At 68.3% G+C, this 15,592-nt stretch carries 17 protein-coding genes; 9 read left to right on the top strand and 8 right to left on the bottom strand.

What is annotated here, in order from left to right; all coding sequences use genetic code 11:
- Positions 1-216: 216 nt before the first annotated feature.
- The 3 genes from AB4Y80_RS08650 to AB4Y80_RS08640 all read left to right on the top strand — a co-directional run bounded on the left by AB4Y80_RS08650 (position 217) and on the right by AB4Y80_RS08640 (position 4,377).
- Positions 217-1,419: an acetyl-CoA C-acetyltransferase gene (locus AB4Y80_RS08650; protein ID WP_442213645.1), complete on the top strand. Its 1,203-nt coding sequence runs from the start codon at positions 217-219 to the stop codon at positions 1,417-1,419.
- Positions 1,416-3,533, top strand: a complete 2,118-nt coding sequence (locus AB4Y80_RS08645) for a 3-hydroxyacyl-CoA dehydrogenase NAD-binding domain-containing protein (RefSeq protein WP_442213644.1) — start codon at positions 1,416-1,418, stop codon at positions 3,531-3,533. Before AB4Y80_RS08650 ends, AB4Y80_RS08645 begins: the two co-directional genes overlap by 4 nt.
- A 217-nt stretch (positions 3,534-3,750) precedes the next feature.
- Complete coding sequence (locus tag AB4Y80_RS08640; RefSeq protein ID WP_442213643.1) at positions 3,751-4,377, top strand: dihydrofolate reductase family protein; 627 nt, start codon at positions 3,751-3,753, stop codon at positions 4,375-4,377.
- Positions 4,378-4,500: 123 nt separating this feature from the next.
- Here AB4Y80_RS08640 and AB4Y80_RS08635 read toward each other — a convergent pair whose 3' ends face one another.
- The 4 genes from AB4Y80_RS08635 to AB4Y80_RS08620 form a co-directional block, all read right to left on the bottom strand.
- Entirely contained in the window at positions 4,501-4,716 is a 216-nt protein-coding gene (locus tag AB4Y80_RS08635; protein ID WP_442213642.1) for a hypothetical protein, read from the bottom strand.
- Positions 4,717-4,750: 34 nt separating this feature from the next.
- Positions 4,751-5,350, bottom strand: a complete 600-nt coding sequence (locus AB4Y80_RS08630; RefSeq protein ID WP_442213641.1) for a DUF3618 domain-containing protein — start codon at positions 5,348-5,350, stop codon at positions 4,751-4,753.
- On the bottom strand, positions 5,347-5,787 hold the full coding sequence (locus AB4Y80_RS08625; RefSeq protein ID WP_442213691.1) for a phage holin family protein: 441 nt from the start codon (positions 5,785-5,787) through the stop codon (positions 5,347-5,349). The genes AB4Y80_RS08630 and AB4Y80_RS08625 overlap by 4 nt, the downstream gene beginning before the upstream one ends.
- Positions 5,788-5,861: 74 nt before the next feature.
- The gene (locus tag AB4Y80_RS08620; RefSeq protein WP_442213640.1) at positions 5,862-6,551 is read right to left on the bottom strand and encodes a hypothetical protein; all 690 of its coding nucleotides are present in this window, start codon (positions 6,549-6,551) and stop codon (positions 5,862-5,864) included.
- Positions 6,552-6,933: 382 nt separating this feature from the next.
- Between AB4Y80_RS08620 and AB4Y80_RS08615 the strand changes: the two genes are divergently transcribed.
- On the top strand, positions 6,934-7,158 hold the full coding sequence (locus AB4Y80_RS08615) for a hypothetical protein (RefSeq protein ID WP_442213639.1): 225 nt from the start codon (positions 6,934-6,936) through the stop codon (positions 7,156-7,158).
- Between the two features lie 188 nt (positions 7,159-7,346).
- Here AB4Y80_RS08615 and AB4Y80_RS08610 read toward each other — a convergent pair whose 3' ends face one another.
- The 4 genes from AB4Y80_RS08610 to AB4Y80_RS08595 form a co-directional block, all read right to left on the bottom strand.
- A complete protein-coding gene (locus AB4Y80_RS08610) occupies positions 7,347-7,718 on the bottom strand; it encodes a hypothetical protein (protein WP_442213638.1) in 372 nt (123 codons plus the stop codon).
- Positions 7,715-8,269 (bottom strand): PadR family transcriptional regulator, encoded by a 555-nt coding sequence (locus AB4Y80_RS08605; RefSeq protein ID WP_442213637.1) that lies wholly within the window; start codon positions 8,267-8,269, stop codon positions 7,715-7,717. The genes AB4Y80_RS08610 and AB4Y80_RS08605 overlap by 4 nt, the downstream gene beginning before the upstream one ends.
- Positions 8,270-8,374: 105 nt before the next feature.
- The gene (locus tag AB4Y80_RS08600; protein WP_442213636.1) at positions 8,375-11,590 is read right to left on the bottom strand and encodes a DNA polymerase III subunit alpha; all 3,216 of its coding nucleotides are present in this window, start codon (positions 11,588-11,590) and stop codon (positions 8,375-8,377) included.
- Between the two features lie 5 nt (positions 11,591-11,595).
- Positions 11,596-11,883: a DUF6504 family protein gene (locus AB4Y80_RS08595; protein ID WP_442213634.1), complete on the bottom strand. Its 288-nt coding sequence runs from the start codon at positions 11,881-11,883 to the stop codon at positions 11,596-11,598.
- 119 nt (positions 11,884-12,002) lie between these two features.
- On the opposite strand from AB4Y80_RS08595, the gene AB4Y80_RS08590 reads away from it, so the two are divergent.
- The 5 genes from AB4Y80_RS08590 to AB4Y80_RS08570 all read left to right on the top strand — a co-directional run bounded on the left by AB4Y80_RS08590 (position 12,003) and on the right by AB4Y80_RS08570 (position 15,585).
- A complete protein-coding gene (locus AB4Y80_RS08590) occupies positions 12,003-12,380 on the top strand; it encodes a VOC family protein (RefSeq protein WP_442213633.1) in 378 nt (125 codons plus the stop codon).
- A 126-nt stretch (positions 12,381-12,506) separates the two neighbouring features.
- Positions 12,507-13,274: a phosphatase PAP2 family protein gene (locus tag AB4Y80_RS08585; protein WP_442213632.1), complete on the top strand. Its 768-nt coding sequence runs from the start codon at positions 12,507-12,509 to the stop codon at positions 13,272-13,274.
- 7 nt (positions 13,275-13,281) lie between these two features.
- Positions 13,282-13,947 carry a DedA family protein gene (locus AB4Y80_RS08580; protein WP_442213631.1) on the top strand — a complete coding sequence of 222 codons (666 nt, stop codon included), beginning with the start codon at positions 13,282-13,284 and terminating at the stop codon, positions 13,945-13,947.
- Positions 13,934-14,605, top strand: coding sequence for a response regulator transcription factor (locus tag AB4Y80_RS08575; protein WP_442213630.1), 672 nt, complete (start codon positions 13,934-13,936; stop codon positions 14,603-14,605). Before AB4Y80_RS08580 ends, AB4Y80_RS08575 begins: the two co-directional genes overlap by 14 nt.
- Positions 14,602-15,585, top strand: a complete 984-nt coding sequence (locus AB4Y80_RS08570) for a sensor histidine kinase (protein WP_442213628.1) — start codon at positions 14,602-14,604, stop codon at positions 15,583-15,585. Before AB4Y80_RS08575 ends, AB4Y80_RS08570 begins: the two co-directional genes overlap by 4 nt.
- Positions 15,586-15,592: the final 7 nt, after the last annotated feature.

The raw sequence follows: 15,592 nt of genomic DNA, 5'->3' as shown, positions 1-15,592 counted from the left end.
AGGCACGAGCTGTTGGAGCAACACCCCAGACAGCTGCCGAAGATCCCACGGAACTAGATGTCAACAAACGACGGACCGGCGCGACGATTAGCCGTCAGCGTCGCATGGTTCGCTGCGGGGCAATCCGCGGCATCGACATAGCCGCCGTGGGGCACCCGATGGTCCCCGGGCCTGTTTTATCTCCTTATATTCCATAGATTTCCCGAAAGGCAACCCATGAATACAGATAGCAGAACACCCGTCATTCTTGGTGGGGCACGCACCCCGTTTGGACGCTTCCGTGGTGGCCTCACCCCGTTGTCCGCCAGCGACCTCGGTTCCCATGCCATCCGCGCGGCGCTCGAACGGGCAGGGGTGGCCGCCGAACAGATCGAGGCCGTGATTGTGGGGCAGGTCTATCAGGCCGGCGCGGGACAGGGCCCGGCCCGGCAGTCCAGCCTGGGCGCGGGCATCGGCTGGGACGTGCCGACCGTCACGGTGAATAAGTTGTGCCTCTCCGGCCTGACTGCCGTCATCGATGCCGCCCGGATGATCCGCGCGGGTGAGGCTGACTTTGTGATTGCGGCCGGCCAGGAATCCATGACCAATGCCCCGCACCTGGTCGAGGGCTTGCGTGCCGGCGTCGTCATGGGGGACACCCCCCTGGTCGACTCCCTGAACCACGACGGTCTGCAGGATCCGTTCAGCGGAGACCTCATGGGCGCCGCCACTGACGCCGGGAACGCCATCCGCGGTATCAGCCGGCAGGAGCAGGACCACGTCGCCGCCCGATCCCACCAGCGTGCCGAGGCAGCGCGTGCCGCCGGCATCTTTGAGGCGGAAATCGTGCCCCTGATCATCCCCCAGCGCAGGGGCGCGGCATTGACGGTCAGCGTTGACGAGGGCATCCGTGCCGATACGACGGCGGAGTCACTGTCAGGACTCAGGCCCGCGTTCTCGACGGCGGAGGACGCCACCATCACCGCCGGTTCGGCCTCGCCGCTCTCGGACGGTGCGGCAGCTCTCGTGATCGCCAGCAAGGCCGCGGCCGAAGCTGCCGGGCTGAGCTGGATCGCTGAGATCGGGGCGCACGGCCAGACCGCCGGGCCCGACGGCTCCCTGCATTCCCAGCCGTCCCGGGCCATCGAGGCGGCCCTTAAACGCGAGGGTTTGGGCATGGATGATCTGGACCTGATCGAAATCAATGAGGCCTTCGCCTCCGTGGTGATCCAGTCCGCCCAGGACCTGGGCATCGACGCGGACCGGGTCAACGCCGACGGCGGTGCCATCGCCCTGGGACATCCGGTTGGCGCGTCCGGCGCCCGGCTCGTCCTGCACCAGGCACTGGCGCTCCAGCGTGCGGGCGGCGGGACGGGCGTCGTGGCCCTCTGCGGCGGCGGCGGACAGGGCGATGCCCTGATCCTCAAGGCGGCCCAGTGACTACGGCAGCTTCCAGTGCTTCGGCCTACCCCGTCAGCACCACATATTCATCCCTTGAAGAAATAGAATTGCCGGGATTGGGCACGTTCGCCCTGATCACGCTCACGGGCGGCCGTGACCGCAAGCCGGCCATCTTCAGCCCCGAATCACTGAACGAACTCGGCACACTCCTTCGCGACGTTAGGGACCGTACTGCGGCCGGTGAATTTGTCGGTGTCGGTATCACGGGGCAGGGCAGAAGCTTTGTGGTCGGCGCGGACCTGACGGCCATGCGGGACCTCACGGATGCGGGCGCGGCACGGGAGCTGGCCGTCCTCGGCCACGAGGTCTTCGGCTTACTCGCGGCCATGACCGTACCCACCTTCGCCTTCATCAACGGCGCAGCCATCGGCGGGGGTCTGGAAATAGCCCTCGCCGCCGACTACCGCACCATCTCCAGCGGAGCCAAGGGGATCGCCCTGCCCGAGGCCTATCTGGGCCTGGTGCCCGGATGGGGCGGCGTTTACCGGCTGCCGCGACTGATCGGCCCGCGCAACGCCGTCAAGGTGATGGTGGAAAACGCCCTGAGCGGCAACAGGACCCTCACCGGAACGGCGGCACATGAGGTGGGGATTGCCGACGCCATTTATGAATCCGCCAACTTCCTGGCGGATTCCCTCGCCTGGGCGGGCTCGATCCTCGCCAACGACCGCCAGATTGTCGAGGCGATGACGGACCGGCGGAGGGAAAAAGCCCGCGGCGCCGACACCGAATGGGACGCTGCCCTCGCCGCTGGGCACGCCTTTCTTGCGGCGAGGAACGCTACCGGCACCCCCGCACCGTCCCGCGTGCTGGAGCTGCTGGAACGCGGCCGGACCCTCAGCCAAGCCGAATCCGCGGAACTGGAGGTCGAAGCGATCACCGAACTGGTCCTGACGCCGGAGTTCAAGGCCTCGGTGTACGCACTCCTGGACCTGCTCCAGCGCCGCGCCAAGAATCCCTCCGGCGCGCCGGATCCGGCCCTCGCACAGCCAGTCCGGAAGATCGGCGTCGTCGGAGCGGGCCTGATGGCCGGCCAGCTGGCGCTGCTCTTCGCCCGGCAACTCCACATACCGGTGGCCATGACCGACATCGACCAGGCCCGGGTGGACAAAGGCGTGGGCTACGTCCATGCCGAAGCGGACAAGCTCCTCGGGCGGAAACAGATTTCCGCGGAAGAGACCGGGCGCATCAAGGCGCTGGTCACCGGGTCGGTCACGAAGGATGTCTTCGCCGACGCGGACTTTGTCATCGAGGCCGTTTTCGAGGAACTTGCCGTCAAGAAACAGGTCCTCGCCGAGCTCGAAGCGGTGGTCCCGAGTCGGTGCATCCTCGCGACCAACACTTCTTCGCTGTCCGTCACGGACATGGCTGCGGACCTGCAGCATCCCGAACGGGTGATCGGGTTCCACTTCTTCAACCCCGTGGCCGTGATGCCGCTGCTGGAAATCGTCCCGACCCCCATGACCAGCGATGCAGCCCTGGCCACGGCGTTTGTCGTGGGCAAGGCCCTGAAGAAGACCACGGTACTGACACGGGACGCCACTGCCTTTGTGGTCAACCGCATCCTGCTGCGGCTGATGGGTGAGGTCATCCGGGCCTTCGACGAAGGCACTCCCGCGGACGTTGCGGACAACGCGGTCAAACCCATGGGCCTGCCCATGACCGTGTTCGAGCTCCTGGCGATGGTCGGCCTCCCGGTGGCCCAGCATGTCGCCGAGTCCCTGCATGCCGCCTTCGGTGAGCGGTTCCCGGTCTCCGCGAACCAGCAAACACTGATCGAGCGGGGAATCAAGGGGATCTGGGCCACGGACGACGACGGCGTCCGCTCCGTGCCGCAGTCCACTCTGGACGCACTGGAGTTTGGCACCTCACCTGCCACGTCCGAGGAGCTTCTGGAACGCGTTCACCTCGCGTTGGCCGAGGAGATCGGGCTCTTGCTCGATGAAGGTCTCGTGGCCGCTGCCGAAGACGTGGACCTGTGCATGATCACCGGGGCCGGCTGGCCCCTGCACCTGGGCGGCATCACGCCCTACCTCGACCGGACGGGCGCCTCCGCAAGAGTCAATGGCAGGACATTCCACCAGAATCTGTAAGTGGCCGGCCCTAGCCACTTTTGACCCGATGTCCGCGTCGCCCCCTATGGAAGCCCTCCAGGCTGCGGTCTCCCGCAGCCTGGAGGTCTTCGTGTTTCCGTCCTTGAGCCCGGGGACGACATCGGATAGCTTGGCTGGATGGCGCAGCACTCAACGGTAGCGGCCCGCCGGAGCTGTTGGAGCGCGCACTTCGCCCGCTGGCCGCGAGGAGGACCACGTGAAACTGACAGTCACTGAGTTTGTGAGCCTGGACGGCGTTTCCCAAGGACCGGGTTCGCCCGAGGAGGACACCAGCGGCGGATTTACCCGGGGCGGCTGGTTCGTTCCCCACCTCGACGAAGTGTTCATCCGCCAGGCAGTGGAATGGCTGCACCAGGCCGATGCCCTGCTCCTGGGTCGGCGCACCTACGAGGCCTTTGCCAGGGACTGGCCCCAGATCACCGACCCCGACGATCCCTTCACGGCGCTCATGAACGGCCTGCCGAAATACGTGGCTTCGAATACGCTCACCACCGGCAGCTGGAATCCGACCACGATCCTCTCCGGCGACATCGCGTCGCAGATCGTGGAACTGAAGCAGCGGCCCGGCCGTGAGCTTCAGATCCATGGAAGCGCGCGGCTCGCGGAGTCATTGCTTGAATCCGGTCTCGTCGACGAAATTCGACTCGTGGTGGCCCCCGTCATCGTCGGGCGCGGACGTCGGCTCTTACCCGATGGGGGCGCCCAGGCGGGACTTCGCCTCGTCAGCAGCGCAACCACCCCGGCCGGACTGGCCATCTTGGTCTACGAATCTGCTGGACCCGCCACCTACGCCACATATACGGGAGTTTCCGACCTGGCCTGAAACGGCCAGGCCCCAGGGTGCGTGACTTGGAGCCTCCGTTTCTAGCCGGACTGAGGGGGCATGTAGCGGGGTGGCAGCGAGGTCCCGGATGCGGCGGAACGTCTTCCGCCGCATCCGGCAGGGCTAGATTCCCAGGCCCTCCTCCGGTGTGCCCATGCCGGCCGGTCCGGGCGGATGGCCGCCGGTCAAGTCCTCCGGTTGCACGTCCAGTCGGGCGAGCAGCTCGGCGTCGACGTCCGTATCGACGATCACCGGAAGCTCCGACTCCGCCTGGATGGCCTTCTCGGGGTCACCTCGGTTATTCAGGTAGTTAATGATTTGCGCTTTGTCGAACTGCATGATTGCATCCTTTCCCGGTCCGAAGCTGTCCCATTCAGATGTCTACGTCGTATTCCCCGGCGCTGCGCTGGACGCGCTCCTGCCCGGATTGCGCCCTATCCTTGACATCTTCTGCGGCGGCGACGCCCTCTGCCTTGACGTTTTCCACCGAACCCTGCGCCGTGTCTTTCATTTGTTCGACGGCGTCCTGAGCGGGCTGCTTCATGTCCTCGGCAATAGTCTTGACCATCTCGCCCGCGTCCTGCATCAACGGCTGCGCTTCTTCCTTGACCCGCTCCGCTGCCCGCTTCYCCGTTTCGCTGGCGGGAATCAAGGTGGACAACAGCCAACCGGTCCCGAAGGCGATCAGGCCCGCTGCCAACGGATTTCCCTGGGTCCGTCGTGCCACGGTGTGGGGCAGGTCCCGGACAGCCTCCCCGGCTTCGCGGGTGGTGTCTTGGATAGTGTCCCCAGCGTCATCCGCGACCCCCATCACCCGCTCGCGGACCCGCCCCACGGAGCCGCGGATCTTCTCCGTTTGGCGGTGAGCGATGCTCGTGGGACTCACCTTGTCGGCGAGGGCGTCGACGTCGCTGCTCAACCGTCCGCGCGTGGCGTCGATCTGGTACTGAATCTCTTCTGGTGACTGGCTCATGGCGTGTCCTTTCCGGGCTTGAGAGCCCCGGGGATCTCTTGAACTGTTTCGGCCGTTTTTGTCAGGCCGCGAAGCGACGACAATTCGTTCTTGCCGAGGAAGTAGAGAATGGCGCCAACGGCGGCCCAGACGACGGCGACAATGACTGCCGACCATCCCTGGCCCACCAAGTACGCCAACCCTGCCCAGAGGGCAATCGAGAGGAAGAGCAAGGTGAAGCGTGCGGCCTCACCGGCACCGGCGAACATGCCCGCCGCCTTGCCCGCACGGGTCGCGGACTGCCGCAACTCGGCCTTGGCCAGCTCCATCTCCTGGCGCATCAGCGTGGAAATGTCCTGGCTGACCTCTGCGAGCAAGTCACCCAGTGAGGTGTCGGCCGCCTTTTCTTCCGGCGTCTCCCTGACCCAGGCATCGGCCAGGGGGCCTTCCCCGACCATCCCGCCAGCCTCGGCACGGGTGGTCGCCCGCGTCCGTGGGGGCAGGGCCTCGTCCGGACGCTGTCCTGATACCGTCATGGCAGCCGCCCCCCGGCTCCCGATGTGCCGCTGCCTGTCTCGGGCGGGAACCCGGGCGGCGGCTCAAGGCCAACGGGGACGTCCGACATCGGGTAGATATCACCTGTCCCGTCCCCGGCGAGCGGCGATGCATCCTCCGTCATGGGGATGTCCGCGCCGACGTCGGACGTCAGCAGGTAGTCAGGCGTCGGGGGGACCTTGCGAGGCACCGTCGAATCTGGGCGTGCCTTGGTTGGTGCGCCCTCCGCCGCTGCTTCGCCAAGCCCCCTGGTCAGCCGGCCGGCCAGCAGGCCCGCCCCCACGGCAATTCCGAGGAAAGCGCCGGGTCGACGCCGGCCAAAGCGCTTCACCTCCTCGAGGAGGGAACCGGGTTCCCGCTGGTCGAGCCAGCCGGCGGCGTCCTCCGCCTTCCGTGCGGCCTCGCGCACCCAGCGAGTGGCCGTGCCGGACGTCTCCGAATTCGACTCCGCCATGGTCTTGAGCTCGCCGCCAATGGACCGCAGGCCATCAGCCACCCGTTGCTGCTGGGCGCCTGCCTGGACCCTGACGCTGTCGGTGAATTCCGCGATGAGGTCCTGGGCCTGCGCGCCGGCTTCCTGGGCGACGTTGCGGACCTCGTCCTTCGCCACGGACGCCACATGCTGCCCCGCCTCGAGGCTTGTGTTTCCGACTTCCTGTGCTTCCAAGTGGGCAGTTTTCGCTGGTGAAGAGGGTACTTCCGGGAGATTTGGAGTGTCCATCGTGATACCTCCGCTGCAGTTCGACTGTGCCGTCGGGGCCATGGCTGCCGGTCGTGAACCAGCCAGTGCCCACCAGGCCTTCAAGTGTGCCGCGATCCGTGACCGCGGTGCTTGGCCCCGCTGCTTGGGGCCTCCGAAGAACAGTAGATTCCCCGATTAGACTCCCGGATCGTGCGGGCCGCCTGACCGGCGACTACTGTTCATCCAGCATCATAATCGCTGCACTGTCCATCCACGCAAGGGCCCTGGCCAAAGATTTTTAGATTGCCCCAGCTTGCGTCGTGCGGCGGTCGAAATCCGGCGGCCGGGATTTGAGGAGGAGTTGTCGATGGTTTCCAAGAACACTTCGAACGTGCCCGGTCTGTCCCTGCAGGTCCCGCAGGTACCGCGCTCCGCGACCCTGAGCAAAGGCGCCCGTTACGGCGAAGTGGCGGCGAATGTTCGCGGGCTCACCGCCGAACATCACATTAATGGACTGCACGTCCACGTCGGCATCCCCAACCGGGCAGCCGGTGTGTGGCCCTCAACCACGTTCGCCGCTGGCTCCCGGTGATGCTGGCCGCCGCAGCCAACTCGCCCTTTGGCGTGGCGCGGACGCCGGTTACGCGAGCTGGCGGGCGATCCACAGCCGGCACTGGACAATGGCGGATTGTCCATCAGTGTTTCGACCCGGAGCTACTCGATGCGGCAGTGGCATGCGGCCCGCGACGGGCTCACCGGCACCCGGGGCGGAGCGCTTCCTCAGGACAGTGCGACGATCAAGCTCAGCCCGGCGAGGACAAGTGCCACGGGCGTCATGGCATACCGCTCGGGCCGGCTGCGGGAGATCGCATTCATCAGGATGCCCACCAGGAAATAGGCGGCCAACACCCAGGTGCCGGCATATGCCCAAGACTCCGGGATCGGGGAGCTGGCCCCGGCCCGCGCCAGCAGGATCGTGGCGAAGACGCCGTACAGCACGATCGAGACGGCACTGCCAATGCGCAGCCGCGGCGGCAGGATCCGGTGCGCTCCGCCCCAGGCAAACCGCCCGAGGGGAGCCTTGGCGATCAGCAGCGCCTGGAAGATCGCCAGGGCCGCGAGTATGACGCATGCGGCGGCGGCCGCGTTCATGGGTGAGACGCTTCGGAAGCGGCGGACAGGGCGCCCAGGGCCTCCTCGGCCCAGGCGATGGTGGCGCGGGCGCCATGTTCGCCGGCGGAGATCGTGAGCAGCCAGTAGGGGCTGTCCTTTTGATGATCGTGGTCATCGTGGAGCTCGCGGCGCACGGCCGCCAAGTGAGCCAGCTGGTCCTGCGCCTGGATGCGGGCCTGTTCCACGAGCTCCCGGCAGGCCTCCGGTCCGAGTTGGCGGCCGAAGAAGAGGCGAAGCATCATCCCGTTGCGTGGTCGGGCGGGCTGGGCCGGCTCGGCGAGCCGTTTGCGGAGCCGGGCCGTGCCGGCGGGGGTGATCACGAACGTCGAGGAGCGGGTGTCGGCGGCGCCGCCGCGCTCCACCAGCCCCTGCCGCTCAAGCGCGGCGAGCGCCGGGTAGATCTGCCCGAAGCTCTCGCTCCAGAAATGCCCCAGCGTGGTGCGGATTTCCTCCCGCAGGGCATACCCGGTCATCGGCATGACGCTCAGGGCGCCCAGCACCGCCGTCTGTGTTTGGTCCGCGCGCGCCATTCAATTCCCCCCGTGCCAGCTGGTAGTTGTATCTGGTAGATATATCTACCAGATACAGCCCGAGGAAGCAATCCCGGTGCCGTCCGCGTAGCGGGCCCGCAGGGGTCAATCGGCCGTGAGGGTGCCCAGGTCGGTGGCGTGGGAGGCCTGCAGGGACATGCCGCGCGGCCCGGTGCGGCGGGTGGTCCCTTCAATCAAGAGCAGTCGTGTATTAAAAAGGATGGGCGGGGCCACGGTTTCCTGGGCGTCGGCGAAGAACGTGGCGTCCACGCAGCCGGTGCCGTCGTCGATGCTGATGAACACGACCCTTTTCCCGCCGCGCATCGGCGGGGTCTGGGTGGCAACCCGGACCCCGGCCACGCGCACAAAGGTGCCGTTGCGCAGGCCGAGCAGGTCCTTGGCCAAGGTGACACCCAGCCGGTCAAGAACGGGCCGGTGCGAGTCCATCAGGTGGTGGGTGACGTCCAGGGACAAGATGTCCAGCTCGGCCCGGGTGACGTCAATGGCGCTCATCTCCGGTTCGACGGCGGGAATGGCGGCGGCGTCGATGGCCGGCAAGGGCAGCGCCAGCTGGCCGGGAAGGACGTGGTGGCGCCTGGCCCGGTGGGTGGCCTGGTTCCAGGCGGCGAGGTCGCGCCGGCTGCGCCGGCTGCCCCCGGTGTATAGCGAGTCCAGCGCCCCCACCAGCGCCAGGCTTTCAAGGGTGGAGATCCGCAGCCGGGCACGCTGCTTGAGGTCGATCAGGGAATCGAAGGGGCGCTGGCTGAGGATGCGCTCCACCTCCCGGGACTGGATGCCCTTCACATCGGCCAGGGACATGCGGATGCCCAGCCGGCCGTCCCCGGCCGGTTCCACGACGTATTCATCCCCGGAGGCATTGACGTCCAGGGGGAGGATCGGGATGCCCAACCGGCGGGCCTCGGCCACCAGCAGCCGTTTGGGATACATGCCGGGGTCGTGGGTCCACAGCCCGGCCAAAAACTGCACCGGGTGGTGGGCTTTCAGCCAGGCGGACTGGTAGGTGGGCACGGCAAATGCGGCCCCGTGGGCCCGGCAGAAGCCAAAGCTCCCGAAGCCCTTGATGACGGCCCACACCTTCTCGATCGCCTCCGCAGAGTAGTTGCGGGCGGTGGATTTCTCCCGAAAGTACTGCTCCACCACCGGCAGCTGGCCATCGTCGCTCAGGAAGCGTCGCAGCACGTCCGCGTAGGCCAGCCCGCAGCCGGTGAAGACATCCAGGATCCGCATCAGCTGCTCGTGGAAGATCACGATCCCGTAGGTGCCGCGCAGCACGGGCTCCAGCTCGGGGTGCAGCTGCTCGACGGTTTCCCAGCCGCCGCGCCGGTTCAGGAAGGGCTTGACCATTTCGGCCTGCATGGGGCCGGGCCGGAACAAGGAGATGTCGGTGATCAGGTCGTCAAAGACGGCCGGCTGGAGCTTACCGACCAATTCCCGCTGCCCCGGCGACTCGATCTGGAAACATCCCAGCGTGTGGGTGGAGCGGATGAGCTCAAAGGTGGGTTCGTCATCCAGCGGCACGGCGTCCAGGTCAATGTCCTCCCCGGTGGTGCGCCGGACCTCGGCGACGGCGTAGGCCATCGCGGACTGCATGCGCACGCCCAGGACGTCGAGCTTGATCAGGCCCATCGGATCCATGTCGTGTTTGTCGAACTGGCTCATGGGCAATCCCATGCCCGAGGGCTGCACCGGGGTGCGCTCCAGCAGGGACGCGGAGCTGAGAATGACGCCGCAGGGGTGCATGGAGATGTGCCGGGGGAGCCGGTCCAGGCGCTCGGTGATATCGACCAACAGGTCCAGCTGGCGGTTGCCTTCGACCCGCTCCGCGAGGTCGCGCAGCTCGGGCTTGTCCGCCAGGGCCTCACGAAACGCGCCGGCGGAAAACCGCCACAGGCCCTTGGCGATGCCGTCGATGTCCTCCGGCGCCATGCCCAGGGCCAGCCCGGCGTCCCGGGCGGCGCCGCGGGCCCGGTAGCCGGACTGCATGGACATGAGCGTGACGCGGTCGGCCCCGAAGCGCTCGAAGATGCGGTGGTAGACATCGTGCCGCCTGGCCGACTCCACGTCGATGTCGATGTCCGGCAGGCTCTGGCGCTCGGTGCTTAGGAACCGCTCGAACAATAGATCGTGCTGGATGGGGTCCACCTGGGAGATGCCCAGGGCATAGTTGACCAGCGAGCCGGCGCCGGAGCCGCGGGCGGCCGAGCGGATGCCCAGGTCCCGGATGAGTCGGGCCACCTCGGCGACGGTGAGGAAGTACGGGGCAAAACCCAGCTCCTCGATGACGGCCATCTCCCGCCGCAGCCGATCTCCCACCTCCGGGTCCCGGTCCGCCGTTCCCGGATAGCGGGCGGCCACGCCGTCCAGGACCCTGGCCCGGAGCGCCTCCAGCGGGTCCCCGGTGATGCCAAGAATGCTTGCTTCCGGCATGACCGGCACGCCCCAGCCGGTGTCGGCGACCGGGTCAATCCGGCACCGGTCCGCCACCTGCCGGGTCTCTTCCAGCAAGGTTCTTCCCGCCGCGGCCCCGGTTTGGCCCAGCGCGGTGATCTCCGCGGCCAGGGCCTTCATCACCGGTACCGGCTTGAGCCAGCCCTGGGCGGTGGGCTGCACCCCGGTCTCGTCCAGGCGGGAGAGGGCGCGGGCCGCGTCCAGCACATCGGCGGTCACGGCCCCGTCGGGCGCCACATAGCGAACGGCGTTGCTGAGCACCGGGGAAACCCCCGCCTGGGTGGACAGGCGCAGCATGCGAATGGCGTGCGTATGGCTCAGCGGCCGCCCGGGCTCCGACAGGTGGGAGACCACCTCCACGCGCAGGACCTCGCGCGGGACCACCGCCAGCCACGCGCGCAGCAGCGGCAGGCCGTCACGGCGCAGCCCCACCCGCAGGCCCACGTCCGAGAACGGCCCCAGCAGCACGGTCCCGAGCGGCCCGGATTCGGCCACCAGGTGTGCGGCGATCTCCTCCGGCGTCACCCCCACGGTCTTGTGGGTGTGGGCGGCGGAGACCAGCCGGCACAGGGCGGCATAGCCCGCCCCGCCGTTGTGCCCGTGGGCCAGGACGACGACGCGGCCACTCACCTCGCCGTCGTGGTTCAAGGTGGCCAGGTCCACGCCCAGGATCGGGTCGATTCCCGCCTTCTTGCAGGCGGCAATATGTTTGGGGACCCCGTACAGGCCGTCGCGGTCGGTGATGGCCAGCGCGTCGGAGCCCCCGTCCCGGGCGGCGGCGGCCAGGGTGTCGGGCCAATCCACCCCGTAGTGGGCGGAGAAGGCGGAGGCGACATGCAGGTGGGTGAACATGGGTCCTAGCCCAGGATCCTGGCCAGCCGCCAATCGGCCGCCTCGCGGGTGAGCTCGTACACCCGCTCGGCGGAGCGGCCCCGGCCCACCGCGGTCAGCCGCCACACCTCGGTCTCCAGGACCTGGGCCCCGATTCCCTTGTGCACGCGGTCCTGTTCCGTCCACCAGGGGCGGCGGGTAAAGAAACGCACCGGGTGTTGGGTGGCTCTGTAGTTCCGCTCCCGCCATTGAAAGTGCAGGGGCAGGCCCGTCACCGTTGTGGTCACCTGGACACGCTCGTCAACATCATGCATCGAACACACCTCTAGAAATCGACTTGTTAATAGAATACGTGTTCGACACTAGGGAGCGCCACTGACAATTTGGCGCCGGCCCCTACCGCATTCCCGGTCGCTGGGCTAGCGTGTGGCGCATGGACTGGAAACTTGAACTCATATTTGTCCCGGTGTCCGACGTCGACCGGGCCAAGGACTTCTACGTCAACAAGGTCGGCTTCAACGCCGACTACGACGAGCGGCCCAGCGACTCCGTCCGCTTTGTCCAGCTGACCCCGCCCGGCTCCGCCTGTTCCATCTGCATCGGCGAGGGCCTCAACGACGCCCCGGCCGGCACGGCCCCCAGCCTGCAGATGGTGGTCAGCGACATCCAGGCCGCCCATGACCAGCTCAAGGGCAACGGCGTGGACGTCAGCGACATCGACGTCCAGGACTGGGGCCAATTCGTGTACTTTGCCGACCCCGACGGCAACAAGTGGGCGGTGCAGTACATCCCCAGCCGCCCCAACGGTTAGCCCTGCCGGGCACATCCATGCGGGGCGAATCTTAGGAAGTTCTCAGAACCCCTCCGGCATAGTGGGGAGCGGGCCGCCCGGCCCGCGCAGCACCCCCACCGACCGGAGATTCCCTTGACCCATGCCATGCACAGGCCCGACGGCGAGACTCGCCACAGCCCCGGCGCCCGCCCCGGCGAACGTACCCGGCTGGCCCGCCTGCCGCAGCCGCGCCGGTGGATCCTGTGGGTCCTGGCCCTGTCGGCCGCCGTGGTGGCCCTGGGCTTCTTCGCCATGGACACGCCCGGCTTCAGCACCAACGAGTTCGGCCTCGATACGGCCTTGAGCCACAGCCACAGCGCCGTGCCCACCGCGATCGCCCTGGCGATCAACGTACTCTTCGCCCCCGCCGCCGGGCTGGCCGCCGTGGTGCTGATCGGCGCCGTCTTGCTGTTCGTGCGGCGCGAACCGGTCAACGCCCTCGCGTTCTGCGGGGTGGCCATTGCCGGCTGGGGTTCCAGCCAGGTCTTTAAGCTCATCGTCGGGCGCCAGCGCCCCAACCCCGCGCTCCTGTTCGACCCGCTGGCCCCGGAAACCGGCTCCAACAGCTTCCCGAGCGGGCACGTCGCCCTGACCGTCGCCCTGGCCTGGGCGGTGTATTTCCTGGCCCGCAACACCCGCTGGGCCAAGGCCGCGGCCGTCGCCGGCCCCGCCGCGGCGATTGTTGTGGCCTGGTCCCGCCTCTACATCGGCGTGCACTACCCCAGCGACGTGGCGGCGTCGTTCCTGGCGGCAACGGCGTTTGTCATCCTCTTCGCCGGCCTGTGGAACACCTACCAGGGGCGGCTCCTGCCGCGCATCCCCTTGCTGGGCCGCTTCGGTCCGCTGACCGCCACAACGTCCGCCACACACTAAGGTTGCCATGCACGCGCACACTCTTGCCGCCGTCCTGCCGCCGCTCTTTGACCCGTCCACGCTCCTGCAGGGGCTCGGGCCCGCCACCTTGGCCGTCGTCGCCCTCATGGTCTTCATCGAGTCCGGGGTCCTGTTCCCCTTCCTGCCCGGGGACTCCCTGCTGTTCACCGCCGGGCTGCTGCACCAGCAGCTGCACCTCTCGCTGCCGGTGCTGATCGGCGTCGTCGCCCTGGCCGCCGTCGCCGGCGACCAGGTCGGGTACCTGCTGGGCCGGCGGTTTGGCCGCCGCTGGTTCACGGACGACGCCCGGATCCTCAAGACCGCCCACCTGGTCCGGACCGAGGACTTTTTCGCCCGGCGCGGCGGGGCGGCCATCATCCTGGCCCGCTTCGTCCCCGTCGTGCGGACCTTCGCGCCGCTGGCCGCCGGGATCGCCGGCTACGACCGGCGGACCTTCACCCTGTGGAACGTCACCGGCGCCGTCGGCTGGTCCGGCGCCGTGATCCTGCTCGGCACCTGGCTCGGACACTTCAGCTTCGTCGCCAACAACGTGGACGCGATCGCCGTCATCATGGTCCTGGTCTCCGTGATTCCCTGGGGCGTGGAGTTTTTGCGCTCGCGTCATTCGGCAGCGGCGGACACGCGGGACAATGGGGTGCATGGACACAGATAAGCTGCCGGCCCTGCTGCTGGTGGAGGACGATCCCGCCCTGGGGCCGTTGATCGCCGAGCTGCTGGCCGGGGACTACGACGTCGAGATCGCCACGGACGGGCAGCGCGGCCTGCATCGGGGCCTGACCGGCGACTGGGATGTGCTGGTGGTGGACCGCGGGCTGCCGGTGATGGACGGCGTCGACCTCATCAGGGCGCTGCGCCGCCAGGGAATTTCGACGCCGGCGCTGATCCTCACCGCCCTGGGCGCGACGTCGGAGTTGATCACCGGGCTCGACGCCGGCGCCAACGACTACATGAGCAAGCCGTTCGACGCCGGCGAGCTGCGCGCCCGCCTGCGCGCCATCACCCGCCGCTTCGAGCCGGCACCGGCGAGCGTTTACATCGGCGACTGGGTGCTGCACCCGGCCAGCCGTTCCCTCCGCTCCGCCTACGGCGACCAGGTGCGGCTCACCGCCAAGGAGACCGAGCTGCTGGCCCTGCTGGCCGGGGCGCCGGAGCGGGTCTTTAGCCGCACCGAACTGCTTGCCGCGCTCTTCCACCCCACCGACGGGCCCGGGGTGATCGACACCTACGTCCACTACCTGCGGCGAAAGATCGCCAAGACGGTGATCCGGACCGTCCACGGCGTCGGCTACCAGATCGGGGACGCCTCGTGAGCGCCGGGGCCGACGGCGACGAGCTGCGCCGGGCGGCGGTGAAGGTCGGTGTCCGCATCGCCGCGGCCTGCGCCCTGATGGTGGTTGCCGTCATCATTGCCGCCGCCGTCTACATGCTCTACCGTTCCGGGCATCCGCAGGTGCGGGCCGACGACGCCGCCTCCGCCCGCGTCTATGTCGAGTCCAACGACATGCTCAAGGCCATGGCGGTGGCCGGCCTGGCCGGCATCGTGGCGGCCGGGGCCATCGGCTGGCTCAGCGCGCGCAACGCGATCCGGCCCCTGGGACGTGCCCTGGCGCTGCAGCGCAGCTTCATCCAGGACGCCAGCCACGAGCTGCGCACGCCGCTGACCATCCTGGACGCCCGGGTCCAGGTGGCCGAACAAAAGGTTGCGCCCGGCACGGACGCGGCGCGGGTGCTGGCCCAGGTCCGCCGGGACACGGCGGCCCTGACCGCCACGGTGCAGGAACTGCTGCTCGCCGCGACCGGTTCGCGGGATGCCGCCGGCCTCGAACCGGTGGAGGTGAACGCCGTGGTCGACGCCGTGGCCGCGGACATGGCGGACCTGGCCGGCTCCCACGGCGTCACCCTCTCCGTGGCCCATGCCGGGGCGCCACGGGTGGCGATGGCGCCCAACAGCCTGCGCCGGGCCGTGCTTGGGCTCGTGGATAACGCCGTCAACCACACGCCGGCCGGGGGCGCCATCACCCTCACCACGGCGGTCCGCGGCCGGGAGGCCGTCATCACCGTGGCGGACACCGGGACCGGCATCTCCGGCATCGAGGCGGAGCGCATCTTCGACCGTTTTGCCCGGAGCGCCGAGCCGGCCCCCGGCCGGCCGCGCAGCTACGGGCTGGGACTGGCGCTCGTGCGGGAAATAGCCGTCGCGGCCGGCGGTCGGATCGCCGTGTCCGCCACCGGCCCGGGCGGCACCGTCATGGAGCTGACGCTGCCCGTGCCCGGCAAAGGTCGCAGGTAGGCTGGAA

Source organism: Specibacter sp. RAF43 (assembly GCF_052114065.1).
Classification (GTDB): Bacteria; Actinomycetota; Actinomycetes; order Actinomycetales; family Micrococcaceae; genus Specibacter.
This window is presented reverse-complemented; position numbering and strand designations above follow the sequence as displayed.